The 22,626-nt window shown below is 60.8% G+C and carries 21 protein-coding genes; 8 read left to right on the top strand and 13 right to left on the bottom strand.

What is annotated here, in order from left to right; translation table 11 throughout:
- The first annotated feature begins 139 nt into the window (after positions 1–139).
- Positions 140–550: a DUF983 domain-containing protein gene (locus IB265_RS31690; RefSeq protein WP_058326927.1), complete on the top strand. Its 411-nt coding sequence runs from the start codon at positions 140–142 to the stop codon at positions 548–550.
- A gap of 69 nt (positions 551–619) precedes the next feature.
- Positions 620–1,003: a porin gene (locus IB265_RS37420; RefSeq protein ID WP_192495725.1), complete on the top strand. Its 384-nt coding sequence runs from the start codon at positions 620–622 to the stop codon at positions 1,001–1,003.
- Positions 1,004–1,096: 93 nt separating this feature from the next.
- Here IB265_RS37420 and IB265_RS31700 read toward each other — a convergent pair whose 3' ends face one another.
- The 7 genes from IB265_RS31700 to IB265_RS31730 form a co-directional block, all read right to left on the bottom strand.
- Positions 1,097–1,699, bottom strand: coding sequence for an alkylhydroperoxidase domain protein (locus tag IB265_RS31700; RefSeq protein ID WP_058326925.1), 603 nt, complete (start codon positions 1,697–1,699; stop codon positions 1,097–1,099).
- Positions 1,700–1,721: 22 nt separating this feature from the next.
- Positions 1,722–2,339 (bottom strand): CMD domain protein, encoded by a 618-nt coding sequence (locus IB265_RS31705; protein ID WP_192495726.1) that lies wholly within the window; start codon positions 2,337–2,339, stop codon positions 1,722–1,724.
- 39 nt (positions 2,340–2,378) lie between these two features.
- Positions 2,379–3,425, bottom strand: a complete 1,047-nt coding sequence (locus IB265_RS31710) for a putative FMN-dependent luciferase-like monooxygenase (RefSeq protein WP_192495727.1) — start codon at positions 3,423–3,425, stop codon at positions 2,379–2,381.
- A gap of 30 nt (positions 3,426–3,455) precedes the next feature.
- Positions 3,456–5,093 carry an ABC transporter ATP-binding protein gene (locus IB265_RS31715; protein WP_192495728.1) on the bottom strand — a complete coding sequence of 546 codons (1,638 nt, stop codon included), beginning with the start codon at positions 5,091–5,093 and terminating at the stop codon, positions 3,456–3,458.
- On the bottom strand, positions 5,090–5,974 hold the full coding sequence (locus IB265_RS31720; protein ID WP_192495729.1) for an ABC transporter permease: 885 nt from the start codon (positions 5,972–5,974) through the stop codon (positions 5,090–5,092). The genes IB265_RS31715 and IB265_RS31720 overlap by 4 nt, the downstream gene beginning before the upstream one ends.
- Entirely contained in the window at positions 5,971–6,915 is a 945-nt protein-coding gene (locus IB265_RS31725) for an ABC transporter permease (protein WP_192495730.1), read from the bottom strand. The genes IB265_RS31720 and IB265_RS31725 overlap by 4 nt, the downstream gene beginning before the upstream one ends.
- 67 nt (positions 6,916–6,982) lie before the next feature.
- Positions 6,983–8,620 (bottom strand): TIGR04028 family ABC transporter substrate-binding protein, encoded by a 1,638-nt coding sequence (locus tag IB265_RS31730; protein WP_192495731.1) that lies wholly within the window; start codon positions 8,618–8,620, stop codon positions 6,983–6,985.
- A 333-nt stretch (positions 8,621–8,953) separates the two neighbouring features.
- Between IB265_RS31730 and galE the strand changes: the two genes are divergently transcribed.
- Positions 8,954–9,940, top strand: coding sequence for a UDP-glucose 4-epimerase GalE (gene galE, locus IB265_RS31735; RefSeq protein ID WP_057249491.1), 987 nt, complete (start codon positions 8,954–8,956; stop codon positions 9,938–9,940).
- Between the two features lie 47 nt (positions 9,941–9,987).
- Here the strand turns inward: galE and IB265_RS31740 are convergent, their stop codons facing one another.
- The 4 genes from IB265_RS31740 to IB265_RS31755 form a co-directional block, all read right to left on the bottom strand.
- Positions 9,988–10,989, bottom strand: a complete 1,002-nt coding sequence (locus IB265_RS31740; protein ID WP_192495769.1) for an acyltransferase — start codon at positions 10,987–10,989, stop codon at positions 9,988–9,990.
- A 23-nt stretch (positions 10,990–11,012) separates the two neighbouring features.
- A complete protein-coding gene (locus tag IB265_RS31745) occupies positions 11,013–12,296 on the bottom strand; it encodes an O-antigen ligase (RefSeq protein WP_192495732.1) in 1,284 nt (427 codons plus the stop codon).
- An 8-nt stretch (positions 12,297–12,304) separates the two neighbouring features.
- Positions 12,305–13,576, bottom strand: coding sequence for a polysaccharide biosynthesis/export family protein (locus IB265_RS31750; protein ID WP_058326916.1), 1,272 nt, complete (start codon positions 13,574–13,576; stop codon positions 12,305–12,307).
- Positions 13,577–13,649: 73 nt separating this feature from the next.
- Positions 13,650–14,330, bottom strand: coding sequence for a sugar transferase (locus tag IB265_RS31755; RefSeq protein WP_058326915.1), 681 nt, complete (start codon positions 14,328–14,330; stop codon positions 13,650–13,652).
- A 733-nt stretch (positions 14,331–15,063) separates the two neighbouring features.
- Between IB265_RS31755 and IB265_RS31760 the strand changes: the two genes are divergently transcribed.
- Together IB265_RS31760 and IB265_RS31765 are read left to right on the top strand one after the other, a co-directional pair.
- The gene (locus IB265_RS31760; RefSeq protein WP_058320938.1) at positions 15,064–15,348 is read left to right on the top strand and encodes an exopolysaccharide production repressor protein; all 285 of its coding nucleotides are present in this window, start codon (positions 15,064–15,066) and stop codon (positions 15,346–15,348) included.
- 224 nt (positions 15,349–15,572) lie between these two features.
- A complete protein-coding gene (locus IB265_RS31765) occupies positions 15,573–16,583 on the top strand; it encodes a glycosyltransferase family 2 protein (RefSeq protein WP_192495733.1) in 1,011 nt (336 codons plus the stop codon).
- A gap of 42 nt (positions 16,584–16,625) precedes the next feature.
- Here IB265_RS31765 and IB265_RS31770 read toward each other — a convergent pair whose 3' ends face one another.
- Together IB265_RS31770 and IB265_RS31775 are read right to left on the bottom strand one after the other, a co-directional pair.
- On the bottom strand, positions 16,626–17,573 hold the full coding sequence (locus IB265_RS31770) for a polysaccharide pyruvyl transferase family protein (protein WP_112994959.1): 948 nt from the start codon (positions 17,571–17,573) through the stop codon (positions 16,626–16,628).
- Between the two features lie 85 nt (positions 17,574–17,658).
- Positions 17,659–18,624 (bottom strand): glycosyltransferase family 2 protein, encoded by a 966-nt coding sequence (locus IB265_RS31775; RefSeq protein ID WP_112994960.1) that lies wholly within the window; start codon positions 18,622–18,624, stop codon positions 17,659–17,661.
- Positions 18,625–18,746: 122 nt separating this feature from the next.
- Here IB265_RS31775 and IB265_RS31780 point away from each other — a divergent pair, with 122 nt between their 5' ends.
- The 3 genes from IB265_RS31780 (at position 18,747) to IB265_RS31790 (ending at position 22,547) form a co-directional block, all read left to right on the top strand.
- On the top strand, positions 18,747–20,231 hold the full coding sequence (locus IB265_RS31780; RefSeq protein ID WP_192495734.1) for a lipopolysaccharide biosynthesis protein: 1,485 nt from the start codon (positions 18,747–18,749) through the stop codon (positions 20,229–20,231).
- Positions 20,232–20,640: 409 nt separating this feature from the next.
- On the top strand, positions 20,641–21,762 hold the full coding sequence (locus IB265_RS31785) for an acyltransferase (RefSeq protein WP_375293102.1): 1,122 nt from the start codon (positions 20,641–20,643) through the stop codon (positions 21,760–21,762).
- A 2-nt stretch (positions 21,763–21,764) separates the two neighbouring features.
- Entirely contained in the window at positions 21,765–22,547 is a 783-nt protein-coding gene (locus tag IB265_RS31790) for a glycoside hydrolase family 16 protein (RefSeq protein ID WP_192495735.1), read from the top strand.
- Positions 22,548–22,626 lie beyond the last annotated feature (79 nt).

The raw sequence follows: 22,626 nt of genomic DNA on the forward strand, positions 1-22,626 counted from the left end.
ATACAATAAATTGACAATGTATGCTTTCAGGCGCTTAATCCTCTGGACCTGAGGCGGCGTCTGGAACGGCCGGCCGCATAGTCAGGCAACATCGGCGAACATCGGGAAGCGCCGGACGAGACGCCTGAAAGGAACGACTATGTCTTCGGATCACGATTGGCCACCCATCCCACCCATGCAGACCGGTCTGCGCGGCCGTTGCCCGCGCTGCGGACAAGGACACCTCTTCCAAGGGTTCCTGAAGATGCGCAAGGAGTGCGAAGTCTGCGGTCTAGACTATTCCTTCGCAGACCCAGCCGACGGCCCCGCTTTCTTCGTCATCTGCTTTGCCTGTGTGCCAAGCGTGCTTCTTGGCGTCTGGCTTGAGGTTCAGTATAGCGCGCCGCTCTGGGTGCATCTGCTGGTCACCGGCCCGTTCATGCTTTTGACATGTATTCCACCGCTTCGACCCCTGAAGGGATGGCTCGTCTCAAGCCAGTTTTTCTACAAGGCCGAGGAGGGCAAGGTCGTTAGGCGCAGTGCGGACCCTCCGGTTGCGACAACGCAGTAGGCCGCCCGGACCTCGCCTCACTGCGAGAAAATGGCTACCGGTGGCCGATAGTGCGGCGACCGTCTTCATGTGGCGGCGCGCCTTATCAGGTGGCAGATCCCGTCCACCCGCATCCGCCAGGAGAGCCCATCACCTGTTCGATACAGGCCAGCACTGGTCGAACAGAACGTTCTCCTTGGCATCCGCTTCGGGGCCAAGCCAAGTCAACACGCCGAACTCGTCCCCAATCCGCCAACGGTAACTGCCTCCGTCACCGCGCGCAGACATAGCCTGCGCACCGGAAACGACTTCAACAACGACCTCGACAAGTGGCGCGTTGGCGTTACGCTCGACTACGCGATCACCGAAGGTCTGGCGGCCCGTATATCGGTTCCGTACAACCAGGAAGACCTGACGGCTACGACCGACCGCGACTACGTTTCGGGCTTCGTCCGCCTGCAGCGTAACTTCTAATCCGACATCGGATGAAAAGGCCCGCAACCTCTATCGAGGGTGCGGGCTTTCTTATTGCCAGCGAAATACGTTAGCCGCCGAATCCGGCGCTGATCAATTGGCTGGGGTTGGTTCGCCGAGCGAAAGCATCAGACGGTTCGCCCAGTTGAAGAAGGCGGCGCCGTGGATCACATCGGCGATCTCCAACTCATCAAGGCCGGCCGCAGCCAGTCGTGCGACATGGTCATCGCCGAAGGCGGGCGGTGTCGCAGTCAGCGCGACTGAGGCGGCAACGATCGCATTCCATCGCTCGCCAAGGTCGGCGCCGATCCCCTCATCCAACAGCTTTTGCACATCGTCGCCTCGTTTCGAATGATGAGACGCGAAGCGCGAATGGACCGACGCGCAGAAGATGCAGCCGTTTGACCGTGAGGCGGCCGTGGCCGCGAGTTCGCGCTCCGCGCGTGGCAAGCCCGTTCGGGTATTGTAAAAGATGTCCTTGTCCGTCTTCGTACGTGCCTCCAGTACCTCCGGATCGCGTACCAGCAGACGAAAGTAGGGAGACTTTGCGCGCGCTGCCTCGACAAGCCCGCGGAAATGTCGATCGGTCAGATCGTCCTCGGCCAAGGGCTGGAGCCACGGCGTCCAGCCGATCTCGGCTTGAGTGAAGGTTACGGGAGGATTTTCTACGCCCGGTATGATGGCAAGTTCAGTCATTGTCGCGGTTCCTCTCGATGTCTTATGCGGCGGCACGCTTCGATGCGGCGGAAAGCAGGCTGAGCCCGGCGATCACCCGGATCTGGAACGCGACAAACGAGACGAGTTGCGACAGCGTGACGATGCCATCGGTCGTCCAGCCGGCGTCGAGCAGCGCCTGCAACGCTTGCGGACTGGCCTCGCGTGGGCGGAAGACGAGCAGATGGGCATGTTCCAGCGCCGCTGAGAGCTTTTCGCCGAGCACTTCGCGGTTTGGGTCCGAGACGCGATAAAGCAGACCTGCCTTGTTCTCGACGCGCAACGGCCCCTTGGGGTAATCGCCGTAGGGACCCGTCGCCTGCCCCGCCCCAATCTCCGCCTTCAACACCTCGACAAGCCACCGGTCCGTACCGCTTTCCTCCAGGGGGTTGACGTAGAATTCATAGATATCCGGCTGACGGTGAAGTCCGGCGATGAAGCTCGCAATTGTCTGCCGCTCCTCCAGGGAGACTTCGCCGGGTGCCTTGGGTCGAAAAAGCGCGAGATAGCTTTGCTGCGCCTGTTCTCGCGTTTCCGGTCGTTGGGCGCGTATGCGGTCGAGGCTCGATCCCGACGTGATGCCGGCGAGCAGATCGATGATGTCTGGCGACGCTTGGGTCATGGCTTTGTCTCCTCTACTGGGTGAAATCGGTGCTCAGTCTCAACCGACGGCACCAAAGCGGCGCGCGTGGAACTTCTCCTGCGGCGACCAGCCGAGCGCCGGCGCAACCTTGGTCGCGATCAATTCGATCGAACGCAGGATCAAAGGGTGCGGCGGATCGACGGAGTGAACCTGAAACACGAGGTCGGTCACGCGCTCCAGGGTCTCGTCGCGGCTGAGGCTTTCGATGACGTCGTCCACCGATCCGACATGGACGTCGAATGCGGCGATCAGATCGGCAAGGGAGTTGCCGGCAACCTTGTGACCGGCGGCGATCAAGCGTTCTGCACCGCGGTTCAGCCCGATCTCCGCCAGGCGCAGCGCTTCAGCACGGCTATCGGCGACAAACAGGCTACGGGACCCGAGAATGCGGGGCGCGCGACCGAAGGGAAGCGCATGCAGATAGGCGTCGATGATCGGGTTCTGTAGTTCCGCCAACGAGGCGTTCGGTTTGTCCTGCGACCGCGGCTGCGTGCGCGACAGCATCAGACCGTCGCCAGCGCGACCGGCACGCTCGCCGCCGGCGACCGAGAAGGTTGCCTGCCAGATGCGATCGAGCAGTTGCGGCGCTGCGGGATAGAGACGATCCCCGCCGGCAAGCGCTCGGCCGGCCCAGGCATCGAGCACGGTTTGGAGATGCCGACCGAAGACCACACCACGCTCCGCGCTCTCAAGGCCGAAGGCGGTAAAGGACGACGGCGTTCCGCCTGTGCCGAATCCGACCTCTAGGCGGCCCCCGGAAAGCAAATCGAAAACCGCTGCATCTTCCGCCACCCGGATCGGGTTTTCGAGCGGCAAGGTGATGACACCCGTGCCGAGGCGGATGCGCGTCGTCTCGGCTGCTACATGAGCGAGGAAAACCAACGGGGCCGGCAAGCCGCCTTCATCCGCATGGAAATGATGCTGGGCCACCCAGGCCGTATCGAAGCCGAAGCGCTCGGCGGTCACGATCTGCTCCTTGGCGTAGTAATAACGGGTGCCGGCGGGAACGTCGTCGAGCAGGCGTGTGAAAAAGCCAAGGCGCTTGCGTGGGGTGGTCTGTGGCATGGATCAGTCCTGTTCATAATTCCCGCCACATCAGGCAGCGGCCCGGGGGCTTTGCCCGGGAATGGCGTTGATCAACTCGCGGGTGTAGTCGCTGCTGGGATGTTCGAAGACATCAGAAACCACCCCACCATCGACGAGGCGCCCATCCCTCAGGACGGAAACGGTGTCGGAGATCTGGCGCACAACAGCGAGGTCGTGGGACACGAAGAGGTAGGTCAGGCCGAGATCGCTCTGCAGTTCCTGGAGCAGGGCGAGAATGTGCGCCTGGACGCTCACATCCAGAGCGGATACCGCCTCGTCCAGCACCAGAACCTGAGGATCGAGCACAAGTGCTCTGGCGATCGCGACCCGCTGGCGCTGACCACCGGACAGTGCGTGCGGTCGTCGCGAAAACGCGTCTTCGGGCAGCCCGACCCGGGAGAGGATCGCCCTCGCCTTCTCCTCGCGATCGCTGCGCTTGAGCCGGCTGAAATTGATCAGCGGCTCTGCCACGATTTGCAGGATGCTTTGGCGTGGGTCGAGCGATCCGTAGGGGTTTTGGTATACGAGCTGGATCTTGCGCCGGAACTGCCGGAGATCCTCCCCGACAAGACGGGAGAGATCTGTTCCGTCGATTTCGATACGCCCAGCGGTCGGTTTTTCGAAGCCAACGATACTTCTGATGGTCGTCGTCTTTCCCGAACCGGACTCACCAACGATCGCATGGGTCGACCCGCGACGGACACGAAAGCTCAGATCGTCGACCGCGCGAAACCGGCTTTTGCCCTCGCCCGCAAATTCGCGAACAAGACCGTCAACGACGACAATATCGTCGTGAACCCCTGATGCTGCCGAACTGGCCCCCGGCCTGGACACGGGGCTTGCGAAAGACGGTGCAGCCGCGAGCAGTTGCCGCGTGTAAGGGCTGCGCGGGGCGGCGAGAACGACGCTGGCTGCGCCTTGTTCCTGAATTCGCCCGTCCTTAAGAACGACTATGCGATCAGCGCGGTCGGCGGCGACGCCGAGATCATGGGACACGAGAAGTACGGCAGTGCCGTACTCGGCTCGCAGTTCATCGATCAGATCGAGAATGCGTTTCTGCACCGTGACGTCGAGCGCACTCGTCGGCTCATCGGCGATGATCAACTGCGGTTTCAGGGCAATGGCGATCGCGATCAGCACGCGCTGGCGCATGCCACCCGACAGTTCGTGTGGATATTGCCGCGCCCGCAATGCCGGCTCGCTCAGGCCCACACGGGCAAGCAGGGAAATGACGCGATCGTCGATCTCGTCAGGGCGCAGCGCACCGTGGATCCGGAAGATCTCGCCCACCTGCGCGCCGATGGTCTTGACCGGGTTGAGAGAGTTTCCCGGATCCTGCGGCACGAGGCTGATCCTGGCGCCACGTACCGTTTCCAGTTGCCGATCGGTCCATCGGGCAATGTCGGTTCCGTTGAGCTTGATGCCACCGCGTTCGACGCGACCATTCTGAGCGAGCAGACCGATGATCGACTGCGCCGTGGTGGTCTTGCCGGAGCCGGATTCACCAACAAGGGCAACGACTTCGCCAGGATTGATGCTGAAGGAAACATCGTGGACGGCGCGTCGTTCCGCAGTTCCATCACCATAGGCGATGCATAGTGCCTCGACTTCGAGAACGGGCGACACCTGTTTGGGGAACACGGTCATGCTGCGGCCTTTCCGAAAGATTGGCTGACCCGATTGGCGGCCAATACGACCAGAACGACCACGACGCCGGGCGCTGTCGTCAGCCACCAGGCCGTCGAGATGTAGTTGCGGCCTTCTGCGATCAGCAGGCCCCATTCGGGCGTCGGCGGTGGCGCGCCATAGCCGAGAAATCCGAGTGTCGAGATTTGCAGGACCGCCGAGCCGAACTGCAGCGATGCGAAGGCGAGAACTGAAGTGAGCGAGTTCGGCAGGATGTGCCGCCAAAGCACCGATGCAAACGTGCCGCCGCTGCCGAAGGCCGCCTCGACATAGTCACTGCGGCGTACACGCACGACTTCGGCCCGGGCCAGTCTGGCGAAGCCCGCGACCGAGGTGACGCCGACGGCAATAGCCGCATTCACCGTGCCGAAGCCGAGCAGGATGATGATGCTGAGCGAAAGCAGCAATGGCGGGATCGACAGGAAAACATCGACAAGCCGCATGATCGCGTCATCAAAGCGACGCCGGACGGAGCCGGCGACGACGCCGAGCCCGGTGCCCACGATAAGACCGAAGCCAACGGCGACAAAGGCACCCGTCAGCGAATGCACGGCACCATGGACGATGCGCGCGTAGAGGTCGCGTCCGAGAGCATCGGTCCCGAGCAGATGTTCTGCGCTGGGGCGCTTCAACTGCGCGCCACCCACGCCCTCGAGCGGGTTGTAGCCTGTGAAGAGCGAGGGGGCGACTGCCCAGAGGAAAACCGTCGCCAGGATGAACCAGGACAAGGCCAGTCCCGGAGGCACGCGGCGTAACGTCGAGGCCACGCGAGAGCGCCGTCCTTGGGTCTGCCGCATTGCATCCGCAGCGATGTCGTCGTGAAGCGTATCGAAGGTGGTCATGCGGCAACTCCGACTTTTGTCCTGAGGCGCGGATCGAGCACAGGATAGAGCAGGTCCACGACAAGATTGATGATCACGAATGCGAGCGCTGAGAGCACGACGACGGCCTGGAGGACGGCGGCATCCTGGCTGCCGACGGCCCGTTCGGTAAGGCCGCCGATGCCGTTGAGCCCGAAGACGGTTTCCGTCACCACGGCCCCGGCGATCAGTTCACCGAAGAGCACGCCCGCAATGGTCAGTGTCGGGAGGAGCGCATTCTTCGCCACATGCCGCCAGAGAATCCAGTGACGGTTCGCGCCTTTGGCACGGGCGACGCCGACGAAGGGCCGCGTCATCACGTCGTCGATGTTGCGCACAAGCACCTGGGCGAGCGGTGCAGAAATCGGCACCGCGAGCGTGAAGACGGGCAGGATCAGTTCCTGCCAGGGGCCGGGATTGATGACCGGAACGAGCTTCAGGCGGAAGGAAAAGATCTGGATCAACATGATCCCAAGCCAAAAGGTGGGGATCGAGATGAAGAGCGAAGGAACGGATTGCAGCACTCCGCGCAGCCAGGTGAACTGCGTCAGACTTAAGAGGAAGGCGATGAGGATCGCCAGCACGGAGGCAAGGAGGAAGCCAAGCGTGGCGAGTTTCAACGTTGCCGGCAGATGGGCTGCGAGCAAGCTGCTGACCGGAACGCCCGCCTGAACGGAGTAGCCGAAGTCGCCGGTCAGGAATTTGCCGATCGTCTGCACGTACTGAACGAGAACCGGGCTGTCGGCGGCATAGGACGCCCGGATTTCGGCGACCTGTTGCGCGGTCAGTCCAAGTTCGGGGTTTTGGAACTTGATGAGGATCGCATCACCGGGCATCGCCTGCAGCAGCACGAAGGAGATCGTGAATGCGGCCCACAGGACGAAGAACGCCTGTCCGACGCGATTGAGCAAATAGGCGGACATGATCCAATCCTCTGCACGCGAATTTCGGGGAGTGGCGGCCACCGCGAGCGCGGTGGCCGCGGGTCGATCAATGCTCGGCGAGCCAGGTGCTGTAGAAGCTTGGACGACCGACTGCCTCGAAGGCGACGCCCTGGACGTAAGGGGCGCCGGCGTAGGCCTGCGGTTCCTCGAAGATCGGGATCGCATAGGCCTGGTCCACGACGTAATCCTGGATCTCGCCGGCGATCGCGAGGCGCTTTGCACGATCCGGCTCGGAGGCCAGGGAGTCGAGCAGACCATTCAGCTTGTCGTCGACGAAGCTCTGGACCTTGTCGCTGAGGCCACCCTTCTGGCGCAGCACGTCGCGGTTCTTCGGGTAGTACTGGCTCTTGATCACGTCGGGGTCGGCGCGACCGACCATCGCCGGCGAGACGGGCGTCTTCAGCGGATCGAGATCGTCGACCGTCCTGCTGCCACTATCGCCGGCAAGAACGTTAAGCTTCACGCCAACCTTGCCCCATTGCTGGGCGACCAGTTGCAGCGTCTCCTTGTTCTGCGGTTGCGGCAGAGATTCGTAAGCGGTCAGCACAAGTTCCTTGCCGTCCTTCTGGCGCAGGCCGTTGGATCCGACCGACCAGCCGGCCTCGTCGAGCAGCGCCTTGGCTTTCTGCGGATCAAAAGCGAGCTTTGCCGAGATATCCTTGTAGCCGAGCGCGGAGGACGCGATGATAGAGGTCGCCTGCGGATAGTTGGCAGAAAACAGCGTCGTGACGATTTCCTTGGCATCGGTCGCGTGCAGCAGCGCCTGGCGCACCTTGATGTCGGCCACGAGCGGATTGTCCGGCCGGAAAACGACGCTGTTGTTCACGCCGCGTGTCGATGGTGCGTAGATCTGGTAGTCCTGTGCCTCGACTTGGCTCTCGTCATAGGCCTGGACCTGGCGGATGAAATCTGCCTGGCCCGCAAGCAGCGCACCGATGCGCACGCTGTCTTCGCCGGTGATGATATAGGTGATGCCATCGAGATAGGCGCGGCCCTGGTGCTCGAGCTTCGCGGGACCCCAAACATACTCTTCGCGCGCCTTGAGGTTCAGCTCCTTGCCAATCGTCTCGCTCTCGACCACGAAGGGACCGGAGCCGATGATCTTGGTCGCATCGCCAAGCTCTTCGAAGGGAAGCGCGAGTGTGCTGGCGGCGACAAGCCCGGAGCCAATAACGGATGTTCCCTGCAGGAAGCCCGGCGAAGGTCGCTTGAAATAGAATTTGACGGTCAGCGGGTCGACGACTTCGCTGCGCTCATAGTTGTTGATGACTTCGGAAACGGGGTGCTTCAGTGCTTTGTCGCCAAGACCGAACACGTCGTAATTCTTGGCGACGGCCGCCGCGTCGAGTGGCGTGCCGTCGGAAAAAGTGACGCCCGGGCGGATCTTGAACGTGTATTCGGTCGCATCAGCATTGACCGTCCAGGATTCGGCGATCCACGGTTCGATCTCAAGCGTCTTCGGGTTCTGATAGGTCAGCTTGTCGGTGATCTGATTGAGGATACCGCCGTTCGGATAAAAGCCGCCTGCCGGGGGATAGAGATTGGTATGGGCTTGCTGCTCCAGATAGATCAGCGTCCCGCCTTTTACCGGCTCCGTGCCTTCGGCGTGGGCACCCACGTGGGTCAGGCCGGTCGCCGCGAGCGTCGCGAGGGTGAGCGCAAGCCGTTTCAGTTTCGTCGTCATGAGAGCCTTCCTTCGAAAATCCGAAGGCTATGGTACGACTGCCAGCGGCATTATCAATTAAATCTAGTAAATTAATATGCTATATGTTTCGACGGATGGGAAAGAAGCATCTCGCTCGCAGGCAAGGCTGAGATAATTGTCCCCGGCGTGCAAATTCACGTCGATCTCGACATGCTCCGAGCATCTCGTCTTTGTGGAAAAGCCGCCCTGTGCCCACCCGCCACACGCGCGACATGGACACGTGCTTGATTGCGGCCGGCATTGACAAGCCTGTCATTATCCGTTGAAAAAACTCGGCAATTCCTTTGAACCTCCCAGGGATCGAAAAGCATCATGGAAAGTAACAAAGTCCTCGTCGTCGGCGGTGCCGGCTATATCGGCTCGCACACCTGCCTCGAACTTGCCAACAAGGGGTTCGAACCCGTCGTCTATGACAACCTGTCGAACGGTCACGAGGAATTCGTCAAATGGGGCGTGCTCGAAAAGGGTGATATCCGTGATCGCCAGCGGCTCGACGAGGTCCTCGCCCGCCACAAGCCGCGCGCCATCCTGCATTTTGCCGCGATGATCGAGGTCGGTGAATCAGTCAAGGATCCGGTCTCCTTCTACGACAACAACGTCATCGGCACCCTCACCCTGCTTTCGGCCGCGCTCGCCGCCGGCGTCGAGGCCTTCGTCTTCTCATCGACCTGCGCCACCTACGGCCTGCCGGAAAGCGTGCCGATCGACGAGCAGCACCGCCAGGCGCCGATCAACCCCTACGGCCGGACAAAATGGGTGTGCGAGCAGGCGCTGAAGGACTATGGCCAGTACAAGGGTCTTCGTTCGGTGATCCTTCGCTACTTCAACGCCGCGGGCGCCGATCCGGAAGGCCGCATCGGCGAGTGGCACGAGCCCGAGACGCACGCGATCCCGCTTGCGATCGACGCTGCCCTTGGCCGCCGGCAAAGCTTCAAGATCTTCGGCACGGACTACGACACGCGCGACGGCACCTGCGTGCGCGACTACATCCATGTGCTTGATCTGGCCGACGCGCATGTGCGCGCTGTCGAATATCTGCTTGCCGGCGGCGACAGCGTCGAGCTCAATCTCGGCACGGGTACGGGCACGACCGTCAAGGAGCTCTTGACGGCGATTGCCGACGTCTCCGGCCGCGAGTTCAATATCGACCGGGTCGAACGTCGCGAGGGCGATTCCACGACGCTCGTCGCCAACAACGACAAGGCACGCGACATTCTCGGCTGGGTCCCGCAATACGATCTGTCGGATATCACCCGCACCGCCTGGAACTGGCATTCGCGTCGCAACCAGGGCGCCTGATGAATTGCTGAATCGGTGCGGCGTTTCAGGCGCCGCACCGAAAAGACCTACGCCGCCTGCCGCAACGGCCTCGGTACGATACGCGAGCGCAAACGTCGCGTCAGCGGCTTTTCGAGAAGCAGATAGGCGGCAACGCCCAATGCAGTTCCCGATACGACGGCGAGGAACGCCGATAGAGCGAGGTCGACACCCGCCCTGGCACAGATCTTCACCACAACCGATATGGCGAAGGTGTGCCAGAGATAGATGGAATAGGACGCATCGCCGAGAAGCATCGGCAATCCACGCGGGCGAAACCAGCCACGACTTTCGAGCGCCAAGGTGCCGACGACAAGCATGACGGCCAAAGGCCCAAGCACGAACTCGTCGAAAGGCAGACGAAACACGGCCAGCGCCGAAAAACCTGCAATCGCGATTGCAACGAGCGCCATGCCGGCATTGCTTCCCGGTACCCTGTCCCGTAGCCACAGTTCGGCTACGATCATACCGGCCACGAATTCGAGGATGATCGGCCGCGTATAGGTGGCCAACAGCGCATTGTCGCTGTCGATGGCAAAACCCAAGCCGACCAGCAGCAGGAAGCATGCGGTGATCGCCAGCAGTCGACGCGACCGCGGCAGAAAGAGGGTCAAGGCGAAGACGGCGTAGAAGAACATCTCGTAGTTCAGCGTCCAGCCTTGGACGAGCACCGGCCACACATCACCGGTGCTTGGAGAGGCCATTGGGACAAACAAGAGCGATGCCACCACGTGGGTGGGGCTAAGAACGAGATTGGGGAAAAGCCCGGCAAGGCCGCCAAGAACCATGACGGCTGTCGCCAGCCAATAGACCGGCGCGATCCTTTGAACGCGGTCACGCAGGAAAGAGATCGGCGACATTGGCTTGCGCTCGCTGATCACCCACATGATGAAACCGCTGATGACAAAGAAGATGTCGACGCCGGCAGCGCCGATCGCGAAATGATGCCCGGTGCGCTCGGCCGCATGAAAGACGACAACGCCGAGCGCTGCAACGGCACGCAGGTACTGGATCCCGTAGATTGTGGTCATCGCGCCCCCGTTGGTCCGGCTCATCAGTACCTCAGCTGCGGCATACCCTGCGGCACGACCCGCGCTCTGCGGACCTCAGCCGAGCGCGCTTCCGGCCGGGGTTGCTGCAAGGTCAGTTTGCCGGCGGCGAAATAGAGCAGGAACGACCCGACATGGTAGGGGTTCATGATGTCGATCTCGACGAAAGAGCGCACCAGCAGCAACATCGCGATACCGAAGAGCACCGAGGACTGGGTATCGTGGTCCTCCGTCAAGAGGCGCTTGATATGGCCGAGAACGGTCGTCAGCAGAATGCCCGATAGCAGGACAAGCCCGATTGCACCTGTTTCCACGATCGCCTCGATGAAGGTGTTGTGGAAATGGAAGCCCGAGCGCGTCGAGATGAAGAATTCTTCCCAGAGGCGTTCGGCCTCAGAGAAGCCCTGAACCCAATAGGCCTGGTAGCCGACGCCGACCACCGGCGATGCCATGGCAGCTTCGATGCCCTGCTGCCACAGATAGGTGCGCCCGGTCAGCGTCGAATCCTTGCCGAAGAGACCAAGCACCAGATCGACGCCGCCGCCATAGATGCCCGCGACAGCAACCAACGCCCCACAGATGACAGCTGCAAGAAACAGACCCTTGCGGTGGCCGGGCGAGAGCAGGCCGACGACGCGCATGCCAAGCCAGAGCCCGATGATCACGGCGCTGGTCAAGACGGACGTGGCCGATTGCGAAGCGAGTAGCGAATAGGCCGCAAGCAGCCCAAGCGCGCCGGATGCCAGCAGCCACAAGCGTCGCTCCCCAAGAGCGACAGGCGCAATGAAGGCGAAGTAGATGCCGAGCGAGGCGTAGAAACCCAGCTGGTTCTTCGAGGCGAAGGCGCCGACGAAGCTGTATGTGCCGTCGAGCGGATCGAGATGGTAGACACCAAAGAGCAGGGAATAGACGAGCACGATCCCGATGCCCGCGATCGCGCCGCGCGTCAGCGTTCTGATATCGATGAGCCTCATGGCGATCAGGGCGCAAACGACATGCGACAGATATTGGATCCCGGTGCGGGCCGTCATCGAGGGTGCCGCCGACCAGAAGACCGACAGACAGGCAAAGACGGCAAAGCCGAGGATCCACAGACGCCTGCCGTAGTTGCCGAGCACGCGACGGTAATCGACAAGCACCAGCGGCAGCCACAGTCCGTAGTAAAGCAGGATCGACGCCTGCCCGAAGCGAGACGAATAGGCGAAGACGAAGAACGACAGCGCAATCGCAACGGTGCCATAGGCACCATTGCGATCAGGCGATATCAAGCTCGACTTCGCAATTCTCACGGTCGATCCTACTGCGTCGCGAGGTTGGCTTGAACCTTGATCACGTCGCCCGGCAACACCGGCGTGTTTTCATCGGCAGTGATCTCGGTCGGCTTGCCGTCACGCTCGCGGATGATCGAATAGGCGATGACGGCGTCTGCCGTATTGTCCTTCGATTGTGCCGCTTCCGCCGATTGCAGCAGTGCTTCGGCCATCAGGTCGCGGCTGGTGCCGAGCTTGATCTGCAGCGTGTCGAGTTCCGCTTCGGTGTTCTGGAGATCCTGCGCCAGCTGCGCATCCCAATCGTTGCGAAGATTGGTTTCGTCCTGCGCCGCCTTGCTGACATCCTGCTTCGCCTTGAGCGAGGCCGTGTCGATGTCGAGCAACGCAGATTGCAGTTCGGCGACCCGTTGCTCCAGCGAGAGCTTGCGCTGGCTGAGCGCCAGCCCCTTTTCGGCCAGGCTCTCGACCTTCTCGCGGTCCTCCGCCGCGAGCTCCATCTGGCGGTTCTGCGTTTCCGACTTCTTTGCCAGCGACTGGATTTCGCTTTCCAGCAATGCCTTCAAGTCGGCGAGCGACTTCAGTTGCAGCTTCTGCCTCCTGTCGCGCGAGCTCATCAGGGCCGTCTCGTTTGCAAGAAGCTTGTCGATGCCGGGTACGCCCTGGAGGTCCTTCGGCAATTCGATGCCCTGCTTGTCGGCAATCTCGGCCTGAAGCCGGGCACGCCGGATCAGCAGCCGGTTGCGTTCGGCCGTCTGCACGCTCGAATCGCCGTGAGCGTTGATATAGTCGCGGGCGAAACGTTGCCCGCTTTCGGAGCGACGCAATCCGCCGCCGAGGCTTATCGCTTTCAGCACCGTCAGATTGGGTGCGAAGGGATATTCGCCAGGCTTTTCGACTTCGCCCGAAAGATAAAGCGGGCGGTATTGTGCAAGTTCGACGGAGGCGGACGGGCGATCGCGCAGACCGAACAGGGTCTGCATCTTCTCGCCGATCGCTTCTCCGACCTCGGTGGTCGTCTTGCCGGCAGCCGGCAGATCGCCGATGAACGGCAACGACAGCGCGCCGGACGGCCCGACGGTGTATTCGCCAGTGACAACCGACCAATCGCGCACAGCGCCTTCGGCGGTTTGCCACTCGGCGACGCGAATCTTGAGCTTGTCCATGGTGCCAAGCTGATATTCCTCGGCGCCGGCTTGAGTGGCGCCGAGAACCACCGCGGCAACCAGGACCGTGTGGTAAAGGAAACGAGACACGTTGCGGGAAATCCAGGACTTCCCTGACGGAGCGTGTTTGTTCATATGAGGTTCCCGTTAAAAGACGCCGATCCCGCGGCCGACCTATCGGTCGTGCGGGTGCGAGGGCGCTGATCCGTCAGTAGCTGCCGCGTGAGAAGCAAACGGCCGGAATGGTCTTCGCGACGATGGAGAAGTCGCGCAGCAAGGACCAATTCTGGACATAATGGGTATCGAACGCGACGCGTGCCGCGTAGGAAACGTCGTTGCGTCCGCTGATCTGCCACAGGCCGGTAAGACCGGGGCGCGATTGCAGGTAGTAGACAGCAGCTTGGTCGTAGAGCTCCAGCTCATCCTGCACCACCGGCCGCGGGCCGACGATGCTCATTTCACCGCGGACGATGTTGATGAGCTGCGGCAGTTCGTCGAGGCTCAGCTTGCGCAAAACGCTGCCGACGACGGTGACCCTGGGGTCATCCTGCAGCTTGCGCGTCGCGCGCCACTCTTCATAGGCCGCAGGATTGCTTCTAAGATACTCTTGCAGAATCCGATCACCGTCCGGCCGCATTGTGCGGAACTTCAGGCAACGGAAAGACTTCCCGTTATGACCGATACGGCGATGGCCATAAAAGATGCTGCCGCCGTCGGAAAACTTGACGAGCGCAACCAGCATCAAAAAGAGCGGGCTCAGAAAGACAAGCGCCAGTGAAGCGGCAAAGATATCGAAGCCTCGCTTCGAAATGCCACCCACGGGCGGGAGCGCTGCAGTCTCTGCGGCACTGAAAAACGGCGAACTGGCCGATCGGGTCGCAGACTTCATAGAGATAACTCCATTTAGGTTGGCGATTGGTCGGTCCCTCGAAAGGGGGCGCTCTTATTCAAGAAAGAGTGTGTGGTGAGAATTTGTCTTTTGAGGGCGAAATAATGGCGGGTACCCGGTGGGCGCCTAAATGACGAATATCACTGATTTCTGATATGTAATATTTCCATCCAGCCAGCCGATATATTATGAGACGATAAAGTCTTACGTTCGGAGCTTTCGTGTATTGTATTGTTGGTGCGCAACTACGTTTCCGTAAAACGAATATATCTTTGTATCTGTTATGTTTGCGTTCACCTGCAAGCACGTGTCTTGGCGCCGATGAAAATTGACAGGCGCCAGTCTTTCCAATGAAATGCTGCAATGCGGCAAGATTTTGCGCTGCACGCGCGGCGGGACACCAAAAGTTAATTTCGTAACAAAAGGTGATCGCAATCGTTGCCCAAACAGCAACCAGCGGGCGGTGCGGCCACGACAAGACGCCGAATGGTGGAGGAATTGCCTTTGGATTGCCATGGAGTCGCAACGGTCGAACCGATGCGGCATCGAAAAACGGCCAAATTGATTCGAATGCTCTAAACGCGACATAAAGACTTTGGAGGCACAGTGGCAGCAGGGTGCGGGCTTTTGGCGGTTGAAGCGAAAGGGCGCTGCCAATATATTGGAATCCTGAGGAGGAAAGGCCGAACTCCGATGACGACATCGACGACAGAACCGAGCGCGAGGTAGCGCTATGTACGCACCGCGCGTTCTTGTGAGCATGCTCGGCGCCCTGGCCGTGTTTGCGATCGTTACCTATTTCCTAAACGGCTCACTGGCGTCGACGCTTATCCAGACCGTTATATGCGCCGTCCTGATGCAGGTCGGCTATTTCTTCGCCGTGCTTTACCTGGTGTGGAAGAAGGCGCGGGAGAAGGAAAGACAGGCTGCCGAGATGGCGCAATTGGCCGGCGACGACAAGTCGGCCGCCAAGACCGCGCCGCGCCGCCTCCATCGACCCGGCCATTTTAATCGCTGATCAAGGCTGGTCACCGCGCTCGGCGGGCCACACGGCGGTACTCGAGAAAATCTCAGATTTGACGCGTTTGCGACACGATCGCCCTGCATGGTTCGGCCGTTGCCACCCTGGCGACGTCGTGTGGCTGCGGCTAACCCAAGAAGCGGAGCCGCGCTGGAACCGAAATACCGCAGCGCTCGCAAAGACAAGCGCGCTGCCCGTTAGACACGATGCTGGAGGCCCTCATGACCACAGACGTCTGCGTCATCATCGCCGCAAAGAATGCCGAAGCAACCATTGCCCGAGCCGTTGCATCGGCCCTGGCAGAACCGGAAAGCGCCGAGGTGGTAGTGATCGACGATGGCTCGACGGATGACACCGAGGCGGCCGCGCGCTCTGCCGACGATCTGAGCGGGCGCCTGACGATCGTCCGCTTTGAAAGCAATCGTGGGCCTTCGGCCGCCCGCAACCATGCCATTTCGATCAGCCATTCACCGGTGCTTGCTATCCTCGACGCGGACGATTTCTTCCTGCCGGGTCGTCTCGGTCGGCTGCTTGCGGAAGACGATTGGGACTTTATTGCCGACAACATCGCCTTCATCGACGAGGCCGCAGCGACCGACGTCGCCCAGAAGATCGATGAGTTCCAACCGCAGCCCCGCCTGCTCAGCCTGATCGACTTCGTTGAAGGCAACATCTCCCGGCGCGGCGTGAAGCGCGGCGAGGTCGGGTTTTTAAAGCCGCTGATGCGCCGCCACTTCCTGGAGGGCCACGCCATCCGCTACCGGGAAACGCTTCGATTAGGCGAGGATTACGATCTCTATCTCCGCGCCCTGGCAAAGGGCGCGCGCTACAAGGTTATCCGCAGTTGTGGTTATGCGGCCACCGTCCGCAGCAATTCGTTGAGCGGCAGCCACCGCACCGAGGATCTCAAGCGCCTCTACGAGGCCGACCGGATTATCCTTTCCGCAAACACATTGGAGAGCGAGGCTGCGGCCGCCATCCGAAGGCATGAGCGGCATATCAAGGACCGTTATCAGCACCGGCACTTTCTCGATCTGAAGAGAGAACGCGGCGCGGCGGCCGCGATAGGCTACCTCCTGCGTGAACCCGATGCCGTTCCTGCGGTCACGGCCGGCATCCTTGCCGACAAGACCGAGCGGTTCAAACGGCCTCACTCGGATGCGCCGGCCGCGCTCGGTGGTTCCGGTGGGTTGCGTTACCTGCTTTCCCCCACTGCGGACGGTCGCCAATAGTCATTTAGGCCACGGCACTTTTTGGGTGCCGTGGCCGTATCGTCAGAAGTACGCGCGACGCACGGCCGCAAGAGCCTCCAGAAAACGGTCCTTACGCTCGGCAAGGCGGCCGTCGCTGCTCAATTGCGGCGCCGCCCGGATTGCCTGCCAAAGTGCAAGCGTCGAAGGGGCGGCGAGAACCTGCTTGGCAGCGCTGCGCAAAAAGGTCTGTCTCGGCTCAGCCACCGCCACCATCACATTGTGATCGACGGGGCGCAGGTTCGGCACATCAGCCAGCGTCTGTGCCTCGAAGCCCATACCCCAGAAGCGCTCGCCCTTGATCATGGCTTCGGCACGGCTCGAGACCGGCACGTGGCGCGGCTGGTAGTGAACGCCAACGGTGCTTGCCCAGTCGTTCCACTTGAAGCTGTTGATGCTCTCGGACGTGGTGACGGCCACCCATGGCACGCGAAAGGCGTCTGCGAGAATGGCGCCATGCATCGATTCGGCGATGATGAGTTCGGATTGGGCAATCTCGCGGATCACGCTTTTGGCTTCGCCCCGCGGGTCGATATAGTGCAGGCCAACGGTACCGCAGGTGACCGGCCACATGCCGGCAATGGCGCTTTCCCAATGCGGAACGAAACTGCGTTTGTGGAGCTTCGGCAGGTTCTGGAACTCCGGCATCTCCGCGACCATCACGGCGGGATCGACGATGCCCAGTTCAGGCGCGATGCCGATCTTCCCGGCGGTCAGCGGACCTCGAACACAGCGGATATCCCATTCCTTCGGATCGCGCATGTCTGGCAAGGTGCCGTAGCCGAAGCCGCTGCCGATAACGAGCTTTCTGACACCGTCAGGCAAGAGTGCACGGTTGAGCACAGTGCCGACCCCCACCAGCAGGATTTCCTCGTGAACGTCGCGGAACCCAGGCAGCAGGAAATCCCAAAGCCAAAGATTGAGGTCGTCGCCAAAATTACCGTGCTGAGATTCCCAGTAATAGGGCTTCATGGGCAGTCCCTTCTTTCAAAATGCTGGATACGTCCGGATGCCGCGCCAGGCGGTCTTGTTCTTCCTCCTCGAAGGAGTGCTTCGATCAATGCGCGCGAGAAAACTTGCCGACGGCGAGTTCCAGCGCGCTTTGCAAGAGCCTTGGATCACGCAGGACCCAACGCGCCAACAGGCGGAATTGCGGTGACTTGCGTCGCTTGAGCCGACGCGCCTGGCTCCACAGCGCCTGCCGCCGTGCCGTATGTTGATAGGACCGGATCGAGGCGATTGCCGTAGGCTTGCGTGAGAACCGGCCCTCGAGCGTTTCCAGAGCAACGAAGGTGTTGAACTGCTGCTGCAGGAACTGCGGCGAATCGTTGTCGATCGAGTGAAAGATGTTGATGCCCTCGCCGCGCTCGGCGCCAGCTTCATCACAAAGCACGACGCGTTTGGCGGCAAGAATGCAGTCGCAGAAGAACAAGACGTCCTCGGCCGCCAGTCTCAGCGCCGCATCGAAGCGGACCGTCTCGAAAAGGCTGCGCCCGATCACCATGCAGGAGAGATGCAGGAAGCTCCAGTTTCTGAGCATCACATTGGTAAGGTCAGGAATTTCGACGACCAACGGCGCTTCCTGCAGTCTGACGACGCTGTGGCTTTCCGTCAGCTCGGCAACATCGAAATGGTAATAGAACGCCTCGCCGCCGGTGATCGACGCCCAATAGCAGTCGGCACTGAATCGGCTCATGCTTTCATAGGCATTCTTCAGATGATCCGGGGTCCATTCATCGTCAGAATCGAGGAATGCCACGAACTCGGAATCGCCGGGAACATGGTCCAGTCCGGTGTTGCGTGCGCCGCCAGGCCCCTTGTTGGGCTGGCTTATCACGGTCAGTCGCGCTCGTTCCTGCTCACTTAACGGCTCCAACTCCTCATCTATCGAATAGGGGGAGCAATCGTCTATCACCAGAACGTGGAAGTCCTGAAACGTCTGGGCAAAGACGGAGGCAAGCGCCCGCCGAAGAATACCCGGTTCCTTCTGGTAGTACGGAATAATAACAGTCAGCTTCGCCATCTTTTTGCCCCTGCGGTTTCTCTAAAAGAGTCTTGCGTGGTCTCCTCCCACCGGGTCGCGGCCTTTCATCTAGCCCTAGTCCTTTGTCGGAAATCCTTCAAAGGCATCATAGGATGCTCGCTATGCCCTCAACCGTAAATGCCAAGTCCGTGACACGGAATGTCGGCTGGAGCGTCCTTTCAAAGACAGGTACTTTCGGGCTGAAATTTGTCACCGTGCCGATTCTTGCGCGTATCCTGACGCCGGAAGAGTTCGGGACGGTGGCCGTTGCGCTCACCGTCGTGCAGTTTCTGGCGATGATCGGCGGTGCTGGTCTCGCCTCCGCGCTCATCATTCAGCGCGACGAAGACATGGATCTCATCCACTCCGCTTTCTGGGCCAATCTCGCGGTCGCGCTGCTGATGGCGCTTGCACTTTTCGTCTTCGCCGATCCATTGGCAAGCCTGCTCGGGGCGCCCCAAGCGGGTTATCTGCTTCGGATCATGAGCGTGCTGATCCCGCTGCAGCTTGGCGGAGACGTCGCCTATTCTCTCCTCGCCAGGCGGATGAATTTCAGCAAGGACGCGGTCTGGACCATGGTCTCCGAGACCGTCGGGGCGCTTGTTGCCGTCGGCGCAGCACTGCTTGGCTTCGGCGTTTGGTCGCTGCTGGCGCAGCTTTTCGTCTCCGCATTCATCCGCCTTGCCGGCCTCTATACCGTGTCCGGCTATGTGCCCCGGCTCGTCTTTTCCCCACGCCGCGTGCTGACGCTCAGTCGGTTCAGTTTCGGCATGATGGGGTCGGAGATTGCCAATTTCGTCACTTTCCAATCGCCAATGGTGGTGATCAGCCGGTATCTCGGCCTTTCGGACGCCGGTGCCTATTCGGCGGCGAACCGTTTCTCCAGCATTCCCAACCAGATCGTGCTTTCGGCGGTCATGGGCGTTCTCTTTCCCGCCTTCAGCCATATGGGCGAGGATCGCCAGCGGCGGTCTCAAGCGTTGATGTTGAGCACGCAGGTCACCACCGTGCTGTTGGCACCGATGATGTTTGGCCTTTGGGCTCTTGCCGAGCCGGCGATGCTGGTGCTTTTCGGCCAGCAATGGGCGGCCGCCTGGCCGGTCCTTGGTTTGCTTGCGCTGTCAAAGGGACTTTTGACACCCTGCAGCACCTACGTCCCCTACCTGAAAGGCATCGGCCAGGGGACCATCCTCTTCTGGTGGGCGGTCATCCGCGCTGTCGTGACGACCGCAGCTGTCGCCTACGGGGCAATTGGTGGCTCACTTGTTGAAGCGATGATTGCGCTCTGCATCGTCAACCTGGCAACGCTGCTCGGCTATTCCTGGGTCGTGTTCCGGGCCGATCGCCTGCCCTTCTTGCGCGGCTTCCTGATCTCGATCAGGCCGATGATCGCGGCTTTCGCGATGGCGGTTGCCGTCAGGCTGTTGCTGGACTTCTATGGCGCGCTCATACCGAGCGCGGTTCTCCAGGTGCTGATTGGCACGGCAATCGGTGGCTTGATCTATCTCGTGCTGATGCTGCTCGTCGAGCGCCCGTTGTTGGCGAAACTCTACGGCATGATCCGCAAGCGCAACGCTTCGTCGAGCGTGGCCGCCGCGGCTGAATAACCGATTTCAGGCGCCGGAAACTGCCTCATCCTCGCCGCATTTCGGCTCGGCTCGGGTCCGTATTGGCCATTTGTCGCGTGACAAGAGAGAAAAACAGCACAATTTTACCGCGACTAGCGACACCAAACACTAGTAAAAGCATCAGCAAATAAGCGGCTGATAATATTCCGTAAATGCCCTATGCATAGGCTTTTTTCCCGACGCCGGCGCGCAAATGGGTAAATCTTCCTAGAAATTATTGAACATCGGATGCTGCATTGCAGCAAAGTACGGCCGATTCGTTTGTTGCAGCGCCATATTTTCATCCGTGCCCGGGCCTAGCCTTTAGCACAATGAATGCGGGCTCTGGTCTGCTCTGTTGAAACGGTCGCCTGGAAAATGGCGCTGGCAGATAGGGGTGACGGACATCGTGGATGTGAACGCGAACATCTCGTCGCGGATCAATCTGATGCGCATCGTGCTGATCTCCGGCATCGTCTTCGTGCACGTGCCGCATGATCCGGCGACGAGCCCGTATGTCGGCACCTATGGTGTGCTCGATTGGCTGCGCGTCTTTCTTGGCGACAGCCTTTTTCGTGTCGGCGTCCCGTGCCTCAGCGCGATCTCCGGCTATCTCCTGTTCCGGCGTGGCCTCGACAGTTTCGACTATGGCAAAACGCTCAAGACCAAGGCCAGAACCGTCCTGTTGCCCTTCCTCCTTTGGAACATTGCTTTTCTGGCACTGGCCTTCGTTGCGCAAAGCAAGGGTATCAGCTTCGGCTACCTGCCCGATGTCGTGGGCGCAAGCGCACGGGAATGGTTGAACCTCGCCGTGGCGCTCCAGGATCTGCCGATCAACGTGCCGCTCTACTTCCTGCGGGATCTGCTGCTTTGCATCGTGCTTTCGCCGGTACTGGCGTGGCTGATCAAGCGTTATCCGATGCAGACGCTCGCCGTGCTGTTCGCCTATGCCGTGCTACCGCTGCCAAATGGGATCTTCCTGAAGAAGTCGATCCTCTTTGGTTTCAGCGTCGGCATATACATGAGCCTGCATCGCGTTGACGTGCGCAGTCTCGATCGCTTTTCCTGGCCGATCACCATCGCCGTCCTTGGCGCTTCGGTGCTGCTTTCGCTCGTGCTCTATCAGTACGGACCCGACTTTCCGGTCTGGGTCGATATGCTGCGCAGTCTGACCGCCCTCTGCGGCATTCTCGGCTCCTGGGCGGTTTCCGCGTTACTGGTCCGCACGAACGTCGGGACATCTCTGGCGCGCGGCGGCGGGCTCAGCTTCTGGATCTTCTGTACGCACTATCCGCTGCTGGTTCTTTTTTGGATGATTTGGAACCGCGCCGGCCACGGATATTACCCGGCCTTCTATTACACGGTTCCGTTCATCACGATCGCAATCCTTGTCGCCGCCTACGGCCTCGCCGGGCGCTGGCTTCCGAACCTGACTGCAATCCTGACCGGCAGCCGAGCGGGCGCCGCCCGAGGCGCAAAGGTGCGGCCGGCGGAACAGCGCGCCGAACTTTCACCACAGCAAAGGACCTGACCATGAGATCTTCTGGACCTCACCGCCTCGCCCTGTTGAGCCTTGTCGCGATTGGCCTTGCCGGCCCGGCAAACGCCGGGGACACAGCAGAGGCAAAGTCCTTCATCGACAACTTCGATACCCTCGACACCGGCATCTGGTATGTCTCCGACGGCTGGAACAATGGCGCCCACCAGAACTGCACCTGGTCCAAGAAGCAGGTGAAGGTCGAGAACGGCATCGCGGAACTCTCCTTCATCGAAGGAAAGCTTGGCAAGCGCAACTACGCCTGCGGCGAGATCCAGACACGCAAGCGCTTCAGCTACGGGACCTATGAGGCCCGCATCAAGACGGCCGATGGTTCCGGGCTGAACTCGGCGTTCTTCACCTATATCGGCCCGGCCGACAAGAAGCCGCACGACGAGATCGATTTCGAAGTCCTCGGCAAGAACCCCGCAAAGGTTCAGATCAACCAATATGTCTCTGCCAAGGGCGGCAACGAAAAGCTTGTCGACGTGCCCGGCGGCGCCAACCAGGGCTTCAACGACTACGCCTTCGTCTGGGAGAAGGAACGTATCGGCTACTACGTCAACGGCGAACTGGTCCACGAAGTGACCGATCCCGCGAAGATCCCCGCCAACCCGCAGAAGATCTTCTTCAGCCTTTGGGGAACCGACACGCTTTCGGATTGGATGGGCGCCTTCTCCTACAAGGGACCGTCGACCATGCAGATCGACCGGATCGCGTTCACCGCGCCGGGAGACGAATGCCAGTTTGCCGAATCGATCGCCTGCCGAACGAACTAAGCGGCGGCCAGGAACCGCATTCCTAATCGACGCGTTCAAACCGCGACGCCCAACGTTTCAAACCATGCTCGGCGACGGC

The sequence above is a fragment of the Ensifer sp. ENS10 genome (assembly GCF_014852025.1).
Lineage (GTDB): Bacteria > Pseudomonadota > Alphaproteobacteria > Rhizobiales > Rhizobiaceae > Ensifer.